General features: G+C 53.2%; 14 protein-coding genes. 9 read left to right on the forward strand and 5 right to left on the reverse strand.

All coding sequences use genetic code 11. The features are described from left to right. Positions 1-261: 261 nt before the first annotated feature. Positions 262-918 carry a hypothetical protein gene (locus tag Mag101_RS10155; RefSeq protein WP_077404312.1) on the forward strand — a complete coding sequence of 219 codons (657 nt, stop codon included), beginning with the start codon at positions 262-264 and terminating at the stop codon, positions 916-918. A 109-nt stretch (positions 919-1027) separates the two neighbouring features. On the opposite strand, the gene Mag101_RS10160 is transcribed toward Mag101_RS10155, so the two are convergent. Genes Mag101_RS10160 through Mag101_RS10170 form a run of 3 tightly spaced genes read right to left on the reverse strand, consistent with a single transcriptional unit; the run spans position 1028 to position 4527 of the window. Next, on the reverse strand, positions 1028-2806 hold the full coding sequence (locus tag Mag101_RS10160) for an N-acyl-D-amino-acid deacylase family protein (protein ID WP_077404316.1): 1779 nt from the start codon (positions 2804-2806) through the stop codon (positions 1028-1030). Between the two features lie 29 nt (positions 2807-2835). Next, a complete protein-coding gene (locus Mag101_RS10165) occupies positions 2836-3579 on the reverse strand; it encodes a sulfite exporter TauE/SafE family protein (protein WP_198039963.1) in 744 nt (247 codons plus the stop codon). Positions 3580-3600: 21 nt separating this feature from the next. Continuing rightward, entirely contained in the window at positions 3601-4527 is a 927-nt protein-coding gene (locus Mag101_RS10170) for a bile acid:sodium symporter family protein (RefSeq protein ID WP_077404319.1), read from the reverse strand. Between the two features lie 433 nt (positions 4528-4960). Here Mag101_RS10170 and Mag101_RS10175 point away from each other — a divergent pair, with 433 nt between their 5' ends. Both Mag101_RS10175 and murQ read left to right on the forward strand, forming a co-directional pair. Then, positions 4961-5773, forward strand: coding sequence for an MBL fold metallo-hydrolase (locus tag Mag101_RS10175; RefSeq protein ID WP_077404322.1), 813 nt, complete (start codon positions 4961-4963; stop codon positions 5771-5773). A gap of 195 nt (positions 5774-5968) precedes the next feature. Further along, positions 5969-6916, forward strand: a complete 948-nt coding sequence (gene murQ, locus Mag101_RS10180; RefSeq protein ID WP_077404327.1) for an N-acetylmuramic acid 6-phosphate etherase — start codon at positions 5969-5971, stop codon at positions 6914-6916. Between the two features lie 105 nt (positions 6917-7021). Here the strand turns inward: murQ and Mag101_RS10185 are convergent, their stop codons facing one another. Further along, complete coding sequence (locus tag Mag101_RS10185; RefSeq protein ID WP_077404330.1) at positions 7022-7366, reverse strand: hypothetical protein; 345 nt, start codon at positions 7364-7366, stop codon at positions 7022-7024. A gap of 16 nt (positions 7367-7382) precedes the next feature. On the opposite strand from Mag101_RS10185, the gene Mag101_RS10190 reads away from it, so the two are divergent. From Mag101_RS10190 to Mag101_RS10205, 4 genes are all read left to right on the forward strand, one after another. After that, positions 7383-8003, forward strand: coding sequence for a hypothetical protein (locus tag Mag101_RS10190; RefSeq protein WP_157520298.1), 621 nt, complete (start codon positions 7383-7385; stop codon positions 8001-8003). 367 nt (positions 8004-8370) lie between these two features. Further along, positions 8371-9522, forward strand: coding sequence for a sigma-70 family RNA polymerase sigma factor (locus Mag101_RS10195; RefSeq protein WP_077404336.1), 1152 nt, complete (start codon positions 8371-8373; stop codon positions 9520-9522). 200 nt (positions 9523-9722) lie between these two features. After that, on the forward strand, positions 9723-10301 hold the full coding sequence (locus tag Mag101_RS10200) for an acyloxyacyl hydrolase (RefSeq protein WP_232324983.1): 579 nt from the start codon (positions 9723-9725) through the stop codon (positions 10299-10301). A gap of 239 nt (positions 10302-10540) precedes the next feature. After that, the gene (locus tag Mag101_RS10205) at positions 10541-11587 is read left to right on the forward strand and encodes a glycosyltransferase family 4 protein (RefSeq protein ID WP_198039964.1); all 1047 of its coding nucleotides are present in this window, start codon (positions 10541-10543) and stop codon (positions 11585-11587) included. 32 nt (positions 11588-11619) lie between these two features. On the opposite strand, the gene Mag101_RS10210 is transcribed toward Mag101_RS10205, so the two are convergent. Further along, entirely contained in the window at positions 11620-12807 is a 1188-nt protein-coding gene (locus Mag101_RS10210) for a glycosyltransferase (RefSeq protein ID WP_077404344.1), read from the reverse strand. 222 nt (positions 12808-13029) lie between these two features. Between Mag101_RS10210 and Mag101_RS10215 the strand changes: the two genes are divergently transcribed. Together Mag101_RS10215 and Mag101_RS10220 are read left to right on the forward strand one after the other, a co-directional pair. After that, positions 13030-13974 carry a TraB/GumN family protein gene (locus Mag101_RS10215; protein ID WP_077404347.1) on the forward strand — a complete coding sequence of 315 codons (945 nt, stop codon included), beginning with the start codon at positions 13030-13032 and terminating at the stop codon, positions 13972-13974. 79 nt (positions 13975-14053) lie between these two features. Beyond that, the gene (locus tag Mag101_RS10220) at positions 14054-15331 is read left to right on the forward strand and encodes an OprO/OprP family phosphate-selective porin (RefSeq protein WP_077404350.1); all 1278 of its coding nucleotides are present in this window, start codon (positions 14054-14056) and stop codon (positions 15329-15331) included. Positions 15332-15366: the final 35 nt, after the last annotated feature.

Consider the following 15366-nt stretch of genomic DNA (forward strand, 5'->3'; position numbering starts at 1 on the left):
ATTAACCACAATGGCTGAGCCAGTACGAAACCTCTCGTGCTGGCTCGAGGTTATTGGCAATACCTGCAATACTGACTTTCGCGCACTACTTCCCGACCAAGACACTCCCGCAGTTCAAGTGCGATAGCGAGATGGGATAGTAAAAGGGATTTGGAAGTGGAAAATCCGCAGAATATCGTTTGCCCTTTCCAAAAATTGACGAAAGTATGATTATTTCGTTAACTTCATTATTCCAATCAAAATTAGAATAAGGAATACAAGATGATCTGGGAACCTCATGACCCCGCAAGTTACCTTATCCATGTAGTACTGGGCACGACTGCGCTTGTTGCTGGCTTCATTGCACTGGGCACCAAAAAAGGATCCGCGATCCATATCAAAGCCGGCAAAGTATTCGGTTACTTAATGATTCCAGTAGCGCTCTCTGTCTTTGTGTTTATGACACAAAGGTTGCTACCGCTAGCGATTATTGGAGCTCTTGCGGTCCTGTACTCAATCCCAAGCGCCATTAATGCGTTTCGCGATAAGCGCAGTGCTATCTGGTGGGATCGTGTCCTGTTTGTGCTGCCACTACTGATGTGTGTATTTACCGGCCTGCAGTTCATACGCTCCATTACCGGCGCCCCGGTACCAACGACCGGCCCGGCCCTGTTAACGTTCACTTTCGGTTTTCTGGCCTTCCAGGACATCGGCTTCTTGCGTAACCGAGCACGTGAGCACCTCTACAGAGTCCGTCGCCACCTTACTCGTATGATCGTAGCCTTTTCCTTCGCGGCAATGTCCATACTTCGAGATGGTATCGACCTGAACCTCACTTTCGAACAGACCGTGATCTACCCAATGCTGGCAGGGTGGCTTGGTATCGCTTTCTGCTTCTGGAAGTACTCCTCCAAAAGGCCAGTTGCCGCGCAGGCATAAAAGAGTGCCCGGGGCGACCTACAAAATCGCCCCACTATCCGGTCTCGACAAGGTTGCCCAAAGAAAGAAAAACGAGGCGAGTACGTAACCCCTGTACAAGCCCCCCTGACTAGGCTTCTGCCAGCTTCAAACCAGACACTTCCGAGTTCACCAAAAATCGTCCGTAGCCGGTGGATGAACCGAAGTCTTCCGCAAAGTTATCGACAGTCGCACCCTCTTTCTGGTACACCAACTTGCCGTTTACTAAAGTGGCCTCAATCGCATCATCATTGCGCTTAACTAGGCGATCCATCCCAAAGCCTTCCATCGGCGCTTCGTGGATCTGATCCACATCATCGTTTACACCCTCTGGATTCAGGATGACGACGTCGGCGCGATCGCCTTCGCGGATATAGCCGGCGCTCAGGCCGAACCAGCTGCCCAGGTCGCCGGTCAGCTTGTGCACGGCTTCGGCGTTGGTCATAAACGGTGAGCCAGCTTTTTCTGCATCAAATACATACTTCAGCATGCGCAGTGGGAAGTTATACATAGCGAGTGAACGGATATGCGCTCCGCTATCGCCAAAGCCAATTTGGGTCGAAGGACTCTTGATGAGCTTTTGCATGATATGCGGGCGCGCGTTCGAGTAATTGGTTTTCCAGCGCAGTTGCTCTTTATATTTGGTCGCCAAATCAAAGTAGGCATCGACCGGCTCTACCCCGTAGGTATCGGCGATCTCTTTGAAGTTTTTGCCCACCAGAGACTCTTCCGGGCAATGGGTGATCCAACCATCGCTAAAGTCGCGGTGCCAAAGCCCCACGGTGAAGATCTCAGAGATATGCTTTTTGAATTCCTTGCGGAACTCCGGCTCGTTAATCTTCTTGTACAGCTCGGACTCGTCTTTCATGTCCCGCAGCAAGGCGCCGGTCTCGAATTCCTCAAACGCATTCACGTTCAGCCCTTCCAGGTGCACAGTGAACGGCGCCGGCAGCGTCTGCCAGCGGTAGTTGCCGCGCAGCACTTTGTTGGCCAGCCAGCCGCTGGCACGGGTAATGAGATGCAGGAACGGGTTGGACTTCAGATCCAGCGCGGTCAGCATGGTGACCTTCATCGGCTTACGGAACAGACCGTGCGCCTGCCACAGGAAGCCAAACACATTCACTTTCTTTACCGCATCCGGGGCACCCTGCAGGATCGCACCGCGGCGGCGCAGGATCTTGAATAGGCGCTTGAACTCCCACCAGGTAGAAAAGGTTGACGGCAATGGCTGGCTCCAGGCGCGGTCACCATCCATTTTGTCCAGCTTAGTGGTCATCATGGACATGCCAACGCAGCCTGCATCCAGCGCCTCTTCCAGCATGCGCTCCATTGCCTGCATTTCTTCTTCGGTGGGCTTTACATCGCTGGTAGCGCGGTCGATACCCATTGCCGCTACACGCATGTCACTGTGACCGATAAAGCTCAGCACGTTAGGGCCCAGTGGGTGCTGGTCGTAAAACTCGCGGTATCCCTTGGCGTCGGTCCACTGCTTCTTTTCAAACAGGATTGGCAGTACCGCTTCGCGGGGCACCGCCTCAACCCGCGTAAACAGGTCGGAGCAATCTTCCGCGGCACTGTTAACCATGGAGATGGAACAGGAACCAATAGCGATTGAGGTCACGCCGTGACGCACAGACTCTTTCAGTGCTGGCGCCGCCACAACCTCGGCATCGTAGTGGCTGTGTATCTCGAGAAAGCCAGGGGTTACCCATTTACCTGCGGCATCGATAACCTTACCAACCGCAGACTCATCTAGCGGCTGCTCGCTGACTTTCGCGATCTTCCCATCTTTAATCGCAACGTGGGCCAGCTTTTCCTTAGCCTTGGAACCATCAAAGTAAGTACCATTTTTGATAATGATGTCGTACATAGGTGCGGTACCGTCAGTTCTAGTTATCGTTATTGAGCCAAATAGCGACTTGCGACCAGGATCACACCCGTCACAAACAGCAGGGTATACACCCCGATTCTGAAATGGTTTTCGTTCAAGCGATCATGCAGGTAGTTACCCAGCTTTACGGCAACCACTAACAGTGGCAAATACCAGAGCACGTTAATCAGCAGCGGCTGCATACGTCCGTCCAACAGGAACGCGGTAAACAGCAAACAGTTCATGCTGAACCAGACGGTAACCATGGTGGCGCGGAAGCGAGCCTTATCGATTTTGGTTCCGGCCACCGCGTACACCAGCAGCGGGCCGCCGCTGGCAAACAAACCATGGGTGATACCGGCGAAATAGGTAATGAGTCGTGTTAGCCAAGCGGGCTTGGCCCGGTCATCAAACTGGTGGTACAGACGGTACAGTTCTCGGCCGGAGAACCAGACAATTAACACCCCCAGCGCCTGCTTTAGGAATTCCTCATCCAGATAGGGTTTCGCAAAGTAACCGGTCAAAGTACCCAGCAGCATGCCCGGCAGAATCGTCTTAAACAGCAACGGCAAGTCTATGTTTTGGCGGTTCTTGAATGCCAGGGTGCTGGTCATGGGAATATTGAGCGCAACCAGGATCGGCAGAATCATGTCGATCGGCAGGAACAGCAGGCCCAGAGACAGTGCCACCACGATACTGCCAAAACCGGTAATCGCCTCCAGCGTAAAGGCCATCAAAATAATAAGGCCAAAGAGAACCCAAAGGATTTCCACTACTACAACTCCTGAAATCGCTTACGCTTTATTTTGAATCTGATCGGTTTGAACGGAGGCTTCTAACGGTCGACGAGACCAATAGGTAGACAAGGTGATACCGCTGACCAAATGCCAGACGCCCCAGAAACCAGCGATCAGCAGCATGCCGGATGCATTGGGGAAAAAGGTGAAGATGATCACCAGTGCTAGGGCGCCGTTTTGAATACCCACTTCCAAGGAAATTGCTCGGCAGTCCGCCGGCGGTAAACCGGATAACTTGGCCCCCCAATAGCCCAGGAACAAAGCCAGTGCATTGTGGGCAACCACCAGGAAGAAGAACAAATTGAAGTGCTGCAAGAACTGATCGGTATTCTTGAAGAAAGCGATGGCAGCAAGCAGCAGCATAAGTCCCATGGCAAACAGGCGCAGGGGCTTCTCTACTTTCCGAGACAACCCAGGAAAGCGCCCGCCTACCAGCATCCCCAGCACCAGAGGTACGCCAAGTACCATAATCACCACCAGCAACAAGCCGATTGGGTCCATGGCAATTTCGGTGAGCAGTGGCCGAGTGTAGGGGTTCACCCAGGAATACAGTGCAAAGTTCAGTGGCGTCAGCACACTGGCTGCGACGCTGGATACGGCGGTCATACTAACGGACACCGCTACATTCCCGCGCGCCACCCAGGTCATGATGTTCGAGAAGGTTCCTCCGGGGCAGGAAGCCACCAGCATCATACCCATTGCCAGCATGGGGTCGATTTTGAGGAACCAGGCGGCCGCACAGGTGGCCGCGGGCAATATCAGAAACTGCAGTACCAGCCCAATAATCGGCGCTTTTGGGTTCCTGGCGATGCGTTTGAAATCGTCGGGTTTGAGCTCCAGCGAGACACCAAACATCATGATGGCAATCATGACGTTAAGCGCAACGAGAGTCTCGTGATTGAAGTCGAGGGAGACTGGGTCCATACCACCGCCGCTATCGTTATTATTTAATCTCCCAGAGGAGCTGACCGCCCAGACGCATTGAGATTCAGTGACATCTCGGCATACCTAGCCAGAATCCTGACGGGACTAAAGCATATTCCAACCGCCGAGCTCTATTGCAGGTCAAATAAGGACATGCAAATGTCCGTTAAAGACCAGACTTTAGGCAAAGGGGGCCCAGCTATCAGGATTTGGCAGCGCCCACACTAGGCAAGTCAAACCAGATTTGCAATGTGCTTCGCCACTGAGATGTCCGCATTTAACCGTAATTCATGAACCCCCACGGCAACACGATAAAAATTGTCACGCAGATAACACGAATCGGCTATTCCCTCTTCCCGCTCTGCTGCCGGACAATGCCTGAACTCTCTCTTTGCACTTTCCTCCCTTTTCGTTCACTCAAAGTAGGTAACGCGTGTCTGTAATTGAGTCTTTCCGCCGCCACGATCTAGACGCCGTGCGCGTCGGCCGCCTGAATATGGGCGTGAATTCATCGTTCGTTGTGTACCGACTCAATGGAACATTGATTGATTGTGGGCCGAGCAACCAGTGGAAATACGTGAAGCCATTTGTCCAGTCCGGGCCAATGCGCCAGCTCCTGTTGACGCACCACCACGAGGACCACAGCGGTAATGCCGGCGCTATCCAGCAGCTCACTGAAGTACAGCCACTTGCACCGCCCGCTACCGTTGAAATCTTACGACAGCGATTTTCGGTACCCAGTGTACGGCGTTTCGTTTGGGGTGAACCCTATTGGGCCGACGCCGCTCCCTTACCCGAGGAGCTGTACATCGGTAAAGAGCCTCTGAAAGCGCTCTTCTCTCCTGGCCACTCGGTGGATATGACCTGCTACCTGCTGCCAGATCGTGGCTGGCTGTTTAGTGCGGATCTATACATTGCCAATTATTTGAAGATGCTTCATAACGGTGAACACCTACCCACGCTGCTATACAGTATTCGAGATATCCTCGAGCAGGATTTCGATACTATTCTCTGCCCCCATCGTGGAATCGTGGAAAACGGGCATCTGCGGCTGCGGGAAAAATACGAATTTCTGCTAAATCTCGCGAGCGATGCTCAGGACCTGCGCAGACAGGGCTATTCCCCCAAGGAGATCACGCGCAAACTGCTGGGTAAAGAACCGATGCTGGCGATCATCACCGGTTTTGAATTCAGCAAGCAGCGATTAATTCGCGCCAGCCTGAAAGTCAATTTGGGCGACCATTAACCACCATTCGGGGGCGCCCAGACGCCGTCCCCCTAGCCCTGAGAATACGCACTACAATCACCTACCCCGCTGCCACCTAACCCCCGTGCTTTCTCACGGTGGTCCACCAACGTTCTACGGATTACACTTTTCCGGTCTGGGATCACATTTAATGTGACCACGAAGTCCCACGCAAACACTCGCCGCGAGAGGGATATGACCAGTTCCAATCAAAACACCAGCCCAGAGTCTATTAGCGAGGAGATGGGTGTACTCACCAGTGAGTCGCGCAATCCGAGCACACAGGACATCGACCTCCTGCCGACTCTGGGAATCCTGAAAAAAATCAACGATGCCGACAGCACTGTCCCCGCAGCTGTGCGTGAGGTGCTACCCGAGATTGCCCAGGCGGTCGATAAAGCCGTGGAGGCATTCAAGGCTGGCGGACGTCTGATTTACATGGGCGCCGGTACCAGCGGCCGCATAGGCCTACTCGATGCCGTGGAGTGCCCTCCAACTTATGGTGTACCCGAGGGCATGGTTGTGCCACTGATTGCCGGCGGCGAGGAAGCGGTGCACCGTGCGCAGGAGGGCGCAGAAGACAGCCCGGAACTGGGTGAGGAAGACCTCAGGAAAATCCAACTCACAAGCAAAGATATGGTGGTGGGTATCGCCGCAAGTGGACGAACCCCCTACGTTACCGGCGGGCTGCGCTATGCACGCAAACTGGGTTGTACTACCGTGGCGCTGGCCTGCAACAAGTCAGCCGCGATCGCCCAGGAAGCCGATATTGCGATTCTGCCGGAAGTGGGACCGGAAGTTCTCACAGGCTCCACCCGAATGAAGGCGGGTACCGCGCAAAAGCTGGTACTCAACATGCTCACAACCGCCAGCATGATTCGTATCGGTAAAAGTTTTTACAATTTAATGGTCGATGTTAAGGCGACGAACCTCAAGCTGGTCGATCGCACTCGGCGCATCGTGGTTGAGGCCACCGGGGTGAGTTACGAGGAAGCCGACCGCGTATTGGACCGCTGCGATCACAATGCCAAGCTCGCGATTATGATGATACTCAGTGGGCTGGAACAGGAAGAGGCGCAAGCAGCGCTAGACAATGCGGATGGGTTTTTGCGCCTGGCACTGCAAAATATAGGAAAAAACTGAACCTGCTATTGCCTGAAATTTCATGCAAAAAAATACCCGGACATTGGACCGCCCGGGCATTTTTTAGGGGAAGAGCCAGCCCCCCACTCCGACACTCGGCAAAGATTACTCTTCGCTATGATCGATCTCATCGGCAGCTTCTTGGACAGCTTCCGCCGCCTCTTCAGCTACGTCCGCCATCGCCTCTGTGGTTTCATCCAGCGCATGACCCATGGCCTCTGGGACATCGGCAAACACGTCTTCTTCCGCTGACGCCATGATATCGCCCGCCGCCTGCTCGGTCTCCTCGACCATCTCTTCCGCTTCTGCTACGGCTGCCTCAACTTCTTCAACGATCTGCTCTTCCTCGACAACAGCCTCAGCCTGAGGTGCAGCAGTATCTAGATTGGTGTAGTAGAAATAACCACCGATGGCGGCAATAGCAATTGCGGGAATCAACAGTTTCTTCATAGTCGGCTACCCCTGTGTGTTGTTTACAATGATGCTTTATGATTTTTTTTACATTCACGCACGACTATTCTTCCACGGTGTGCCCAAAGGAAGTGTGACAGGTAACTCAAAATACATGGCGGGACGAGCAGTAGTGATACAATGCGCCATAGACTTAACGTACGGAACTGACTTTATGTGCAAATCCAACAACACACTCCCCTCGCCTTCCAAGTTGTGGTTAGTATCCCCACTGTTGGCAGTCCTGCTTAGTTTCCCCGCAGGGGCAACCACGCTTCCGGAAGAATTAAAGCGCTGTACTGAATTCAGTGACGACACGAAGCGCCTGGCCTGCTATGACAAACTCGCAAACAACTTGCAGACACATGTAGAACAGATCTTCGGACAGGAAGAAAAAAGGGCGATTCAAGAAGCCCCAGAATCAATTACTGCCACAATCGAAATCGCCAAGAAAGGTGCCTACGGTAAATTCACCTTTACTCTAGATAATGGCCAAGTGTGGCGCCAGACCGACAGTGGTCGCGCCATCTGGCGCGGCGGTGAACAGGTTACACTGGAACGCGGAGCACTCGGCTCGTTCTTTATGCGGAAAACCGAAGGAGGGGGACGTGGCCTCCGAGTAAAACGAGTTAAGTAATCCGATCATTACCAGTCAGTCCGCACCAAAAGGTGCGGATAGACAACAATTGTCTAACTAGAGGCTTCCAAATAACCGCACTCGAAATTTGTTAACTTCGCCCAGCTTACGTGACTTTGGCACGAAAGTAGTAAAACAGCAGCCTATATGCTGACCCAAGCCTCACCCCTCGCATGACCAAACTTGCCGGTCGCGTATTCTCGGCATTTTTCCCCACGGAATTCTTCCCTTCACCTATAGTCAAATGGTCCGCATGGCAATTTTTGCGCCATGCCGCGATCCTGCGAAAGGATGACGCCGGTAATCTAACGGCAGCAGCGTGGTCCACAAGGCAAAACTGCGCTGCCACAGCATAAGGTTCAGACTTTTGTCCCGAGTAAATATCGAAACAAGGGATGACCAGTGGCTGAAGGAAAATAGCAACAATGTATCCGGGAGCAACTTCCAGCAAGAAGACCCGGACCAATCCATGCAACCCCGCGGGGAAGCCATCGAGGAAGACACAAGTACCGAGGACTCCCTTGGTGATAATGTCGGCACCCCGATGCAGAACTATCTCAAACACCTGTATCGGCTAGACCTCCTCACACCGGAGGATGAACACACCACTACCTGTCTGCTGAGGGACCTGGAAGAAAAAATCATCGCGTTGTTACAGAAGCGCGGTGTCACGCTGGTGGACTTGCGCAGCGAGGGCGTTGAGCAACGCGGTAGCACCGGTGCGTACGATCACGGGCTGATCATCGCAAAAACGGATGAACTACTCGAGAAAGGCAAAATTTCTCAACGCGACCGCAGTGCGCTGCAAAACTTGATGAAGAAATTCAAGGCGCAACGCAAAAAGCTGATTCAATGCAACTTGCGTCTCGTCATCGCCATCGCGAAGCGCTTCCGCAACCCTTCGGTACCCTTTATCGACCTGATCCAGGAAGGAAATGTGGGTTTAATGAAAGCGATTGAGCGTTTCAAGCCGCAGATGGGTTATCGCTTTTCCACCTATGCGTACTGGTGGATCCAGCAGGAAATTCAATTGACCCTGCGGCGCAATGACGACATGGTGCGCCAACCTGCGAACGTTCAGGATGACCTACGCAACATATATCGTGCGATCAACCAGATTCGCTCGGAGGGCCTGCCCGCCTCTGACGAAAACATCGCCAAGCAGACCGGGTTAGACATTGAGCGGGTACAGAGCCTGCTGAAATTGCCCGGCCCGACCAGTTCTCTGGACGACCCTATTTCCGACGATCAGAGCAGCACTCGCCTGGACTATGCGCCGGCTGGTGAAATGTTCAATACCGACGAACTGGTATCCAACCAGGAACTGGCGCAACGACTGCGAGATGCGGTCAACAAGCTGCCTCCCAGGCAACGCACGGTGCTGAGTCTGCGCTATGGCTTGATATCGGACCGCGACTGCTCTTTCCGAGTAATAGGCGAGCAGTTGGGCCTCAGTCAAGAACGCGCAAGACAGCTCCACTCCGATGCATTACGACAACTGAAGCGCCAATGGCGCTGAGGTAGCCAAGAAACTGACCCTTGTACCCACGCCCCGGAACTCGGGGCGTGGACCTTGTCTTCGCAGATAATCCGGCTAACCTTGTAATACTGCCTCTAACAGCAATAAACGGCGATTGCATTATGCCCTGCTCCCCTCGTTTCCATGACTGCGACTCAGCCTGTCTGTCCGACACACAGGCCCAATACCTACGCCCTTTTTTGACAAATCGGCAATATCTCGCCGCCCTGTTTTGCGCCGCAATTCTCGGACTGCTTTCTAGCAAAGCCAACGCCGGGTTTACCGGGACAGACGGTGACCAGGAATGGATATTTAGCGGTGGCAAGGGAATCGGCAGTGCTCTGATCCAACAACGTTCCAACGCCGGTGCCGACATGTTGGGGGCTAACTGGTCCTACCAGTTTTATGACTACCCCAGCAGTCACCGACTACAGTGGTGGGCTCAGGTCAGCTATAGCCATATGCGGATCAATCATCGAGGCGAGAAACAGAAGCAACAGATCTGGGAACTCAAACCTGTTCTGCGGTGGTACCCGCAACGGGAAGCAAAGGGAATATTTGGTGAGGTCGGAGTCGGCGCTGCCTATTTGACCGAGCGCAGCTTTGGGAATATCGATTTATCGACCAACCTAAATTTTTCCCTGCATTTTGGCTCAGGTTACACGCTGGATAACGGGCATACCCTGTCACTGCGCTACAGCCATTTCTCTAACGGCTACACCAATACCCCCAATCCGGGCTTTGACTTCGCATCCCTGAACTGGCACGCCAAATTTTGAGTTTCCAGGGGGCGGAACCTGTTATCCGGTGCCCGGGGGGCGATGTAAACTGGTCCTTGGAAAGCGAAACGTCATAATTTGATAAAAAATTTGTCACACAGGACAGAGACAATAACTGCACTCTAGCACCGAGCAACACGCACGCCTGCTAAAGCGCCGTCCCGATATCGCACACATCTGCATATCTCGCTCAAACACTAAGAATCTGCGCGGCGCAAATACACCGGATGTATAGCCGTATGATACAAACCATCTGTCACCTAATTGCCAGCCGTGAACACGGTGGGCTGGAGAAGCATGTCGCCGATCTGTCGGGTTGGCAAGCGCGCAATACCGCTGCCCGGGTTACAGTGATCGCGCACCCCCGTTATTTGCCGACTCTGGATGAGAGTGTTCAGTTTATTCCGCTCAATACTGACCGCAGCCGCCAACACCCGAATCTGGTTTGGCGACTGGCTAACGTAATTCGTAAGGGCAAATACCAGATCGTCCATGGACATGGATCAAAATCGGCACAACTACTGGCGGCAGTACAGCCTTACACCGACAACCAACAGGTAATCACTCGCCACAATGTTCGGCACCCGCGGGACAAATTAGCCAGCGCGTTTGACGCTCGTATTGCGATTAGTGAAAACACCGTCGCCAATTCCAGACTGACCTGGAACATCATTCCAAATGGTGTTGATATGCAGCCGCCCCGGCAAAAATATGCTTCAATCCCAAATCCTCCAGGTGATAAACCAACGGTGCTAGTGGCCAGCCGCCTGATCAAGGCGCGCTGTCTGGATGCGTTGATCGACGCCATTGGGATGCTGCCAGATGTTCATTTAATGGTGCTCGGCGACGGACCCGAGAAAGAGAACTTACAACAACACGTGATGCGGCTGGGTGAAACAGTCGAAGGAATAGAGACCAGGGTAGAATTTTTCTCTGGCAACGGCGCTATCGGGCACTTTATGCAGGCCGCCAACCTAGTGGTGATTCCCGCGGAAGTGGAAGGTACGCCCTATACGCTTATCGAAGCGCTACTGCATCGCCGACCAGTGCTCGCAAACCGCGCCGGGAATGCTATCGATTATCTTCCAGCGGAATACCTGCTAGACAATACACAAGCAGAGCATATCGCCGAAAAAATCAGCCACGCCCTGAACAACACACGATTACTCGACGCATTTGAGCCACTTTTTCAGAACGCTGCCGATAATTTCACGCTGGACTCAATGGCCAAGGCGACCTGGGATGTGTACGCTAAACTCATCTCGCAAGCAGCAGTCCATCAGTAAGAACCTGAGCAAGCTACTTTGAGATACCCCGTCTAGGAAGCCCCATTCACCTGCTGGAACCAATCCACCGCACGGGCACCGGTTTCCTCAAGGCTGAATCCACTGAAGTCGATCACCTCAGGCTCGCGTAAGATCGTCAAACAGGTTGCAACTAGGTACTTATTTAAATCGCCGCTCTCGGTAACGCTCTCGATGACGTTTTCGCTGCCAACTGCAATGCGCTCATTCAGACCTTGAGGAAAGCACTGTTGCAATACCTCGGCCCCTGGCCCACCAAGCGCTATCGCGGGACACCCCATGGCGAGCGCTTCAGAAACCACACGGCCATCGGCATACAACGGGTCCGCGAGTTCAAAGGTAATACGTGCGCTGGCATAGAGTTCGCGCATGTCCCTGCGCGCGCCCAAAAACACGACATACTCGGCAAGCCCCATGGATTCCGCACGCCGCTCCAGTTCGCGAGCAAACTTTTCCTGCCCTGGTACGACCTCACCCACTACAAGGCCAAACAGATCTTCCCGCTCCTGCTTTAGCTCGGCGAGCAGCTCCAGAAATTTGTCCTGGCCTCTGCCTGGGCCGATTTCACCAGGCAACAGCAACCAGCTTCGCCCTTCGAGCTGCGGATAGTTATTGAGCAGGCGCTGCTGCCAATGTCCCGATACGGGAGCGCGCCGATCCAATTCCCGCACATTTACTCCGCGATGCAGGTGGCGCACAGTAAACAGCTTGGGCAAATCTTCAGGGGCGGCAAGCGGTATTTCGAAGCGCCTTGACAAACGTCGAGCAAGATCCTGTGAAGCGGTAAAAACCAATTCACCGCGGGCAACGGCGCCCTTCATCCAGCCCTTTCCAAAGATCCCGCCTTGTGGCCAACTATGAAGGAAAGTAATCAGTCGCGGTCGCGCAGCCTCGGGGAGAGACTGCCAAATCTTCCACCCATGCCAACTGCACAGGCTGTCCCGGCAAAACAACACATCGGCCTGCAAGGCCTCCAGTTGCTTTCGGAGCTTGCGATGTAGCCGTCTATCGACCAAACCCTTGCGGTGGACAGGCAACTCAAAATGCTGGCAATTATGTAAAGTCAGGCGAGACACTAAAGCACCGCCGGAAGAAATCACCGAAGACTCATGACCCTGCCGGGCCATTTCCTGGGCAAATTCGAGGGCTTCCTGCGCTAACTTGCCGCCTTCCATCGACGGCACCACCTGAACAATTCGCATGTTTCTCCATTCCCGCACATCGTTCTTTTATGTGTGATTCATTGTACCGCTGAATTATGCGCCATAACGCACAAATTTCATTTTCCCGGCGCGGTTCACAAAACGCGCGCCAACTAATCGCACATAGCGGTACAATATCGCGAACTTAAATCACGAAGCTGGCTGGTTAAACAAAAACCAAAAAGTGGATCGGCACACAGAATAAGCAAATGGAAATAGCTTATGAATAACAACTCCCCTTCCATCCGCACTCGAATTTACGCGCAACCAGTTACTCGCGTACTCTGGCGAAAAACTCTTTGGACCCTCGCAGCCCTGTTCTTGCTGCAGGCATACGCTACCCAGGCGGCTAGCGATCGTGGACTATTGCTGGAGGCCCAGAAGGATGGGCATACCGTCTATCTGTTGGGCTCCATCCATTTGGCCGACAAGAGTTTCTATCCTTTGCGGGATGAAATTGAACGCGCCTACAAAAGCAGCGATGCCCTGGTTGTTGAAGCGGATATCCTTGCGATGGAATCCAATGCAGCTCTGCAAATGCAGGTTATGCAAGAATCGGTTTACCCTCCTGGCCAACAACTAAAAGACAATATTTCGCCGAAAGTCTACGACCAGCTTCTGGGCTGGTTAAATCAACGACAAATCCCTGAGGCAAGTTTTAGCCGACTGCGGCCAGCCATTGCCATGATTACCCTGAGCCTGATTGAAATGCAGGCACGTGGACTCGACCCCAAAGCAGGTATCGATCGACACTTTTTGAGTCAGGCGCACCGCAACAATACTGAAATTCTGGAGCTAGAGAGTGTGCTGGGGCAGATTCAAATGCTAAACAGCCTGGACAACCCCGAGCTCTATCTACAGCAAACCCTTGAGCAACTCTCGGACATGGACGCTTTTGTACCGCGGATAACCAGTGCTTGGAAGAGTGGTGATCAGGAGAAGATCTACGACCTGGTAATCCGAGAGGGGCTGGATAAGCACCCGGAGTACGCCCCCTTATACGAGCTGTTGTTTTACAAACGTAACCGGGATATGGCAAAAAAAATACAGGATTTGAGCGGCCAGCATAACACCCTGTTTGTGGTGGTAGGTGCGGGGCATCTGGTGGGAGAAAAATCCATCACCGAATTACTGGAAAAAGACGGATTCACTGTAAAACAAATTTAACCTCCTTTTAAACCTCTGGCGCACCGCTGCTTTCCTGGCCGACTAAACTGCATCCAATTGGTTGCAAAGGAATGGCGCGGTGCCTAATTTCCCCACTCTCTACCCTACCAATCGTATCTCAACGGTCGCACCCTTCCTCCTAGTGGCGGGAGCATTGCTATCTGGTACAACCGCGAGCATGGCAGACGAAGCGGAAACCAAAGGTGGGCTGAAAATTACGTCTGACGATGGCAATTTTTCTGCGTCCCTCGGCGGGCGTATCCATTTTGATACCTATCTGTTTGATACCGACATCGAAGATCCAGTTAGCACCACGGATTTTCGCCGGGCTCGGATTACCCTGAAAGGCAATATCTACGACTGGAAATATGTTCTCGAACAGGATTTTGCTGGCGGCTCCACGGGGCGGGGATTTCGCGACGTCTTTATTGCGCACAAGTTTCTCAACGGCGAGGTGCGTATTGGGCAGTTCAAGCCGTTCCGCTCTATGGCGGAAATGACCAGCTCCAACGAAATCACCATGCTCGAGCGCCCCTTCTCGAGTGCCGCAGGGCTATACGAAGGCTTCCAGTTTCAGCAAGGAATCGGCTGGACCGGAGTACTGGACTGTTTCACCCTAGGATTCATGGCATTTAACTTGCGAGACGCCGGCACTGTGCGTAACGAAGGGGTTGGCGCCGCCGGTCGTCTCGCCTGGCACCCCATCAATACGGATTACGCAACGCTCCACCTGGGCACCGCGCTGAATTTTGAAAACCCGAATTTGGACTCCAAAGATATTACCGCCGAGGCTGACTACGCTGGGCGTCGCGGCCCAACCCAGCTAATTGCCCTCAGTCCGGGCGATCTGGGGGATGACGTTTCAACCGTATCGTTGGAGCTGGCAGGTAGCTACGGTCCACTGTATTTTCAGTCGGAATTTGTGGTTGGCGATTACGAAGCTGACTATTACCTTTCTGAGCTCGATTTCGAGGACGAGTTTGGGGCACCTCCTCCGTTTTTCTGCGATCCAGACCTGGGCTGCTATATCGGTGACCAGCATGTGCGTACCTGGTATATCCAGGGCAGCTGGATGATCACCGGTGAGCACAAAACCTACAGTGAAAAGCGCGGCGCATTTAATTCGGCTAGACCATCTGGCAATGGTCTCTGGGGGGGGGCCTGGGAACTCACTGCACGGTACGACACCATGCAAAATAGGGATATCTACAAGCTCGAAGCCAACAGCGCGCAAATAGGCTTGAATTATTACGCCAATCGCAACGTGCGCGTGATGCTCAACCTTATTTTCGGTGATGACGAGTTTACTGGTGACAACACCAATCAACTGGGGCTTCGAGTACAGATGGCGTGGTAAAAAATTTCCGGCAATCGCAAATAAAAAAGCGAGCC

This window comes from Microbulbifer agarilyticus (assembly GCF_001999945.1).
Lineage (GTDB): Bacteria > Pseudomonadota > Gammaproteobacteria > Pseudomonadales > Cellvibrionaceae > Microbulbifer > Microbulbifer agarilyticus_A.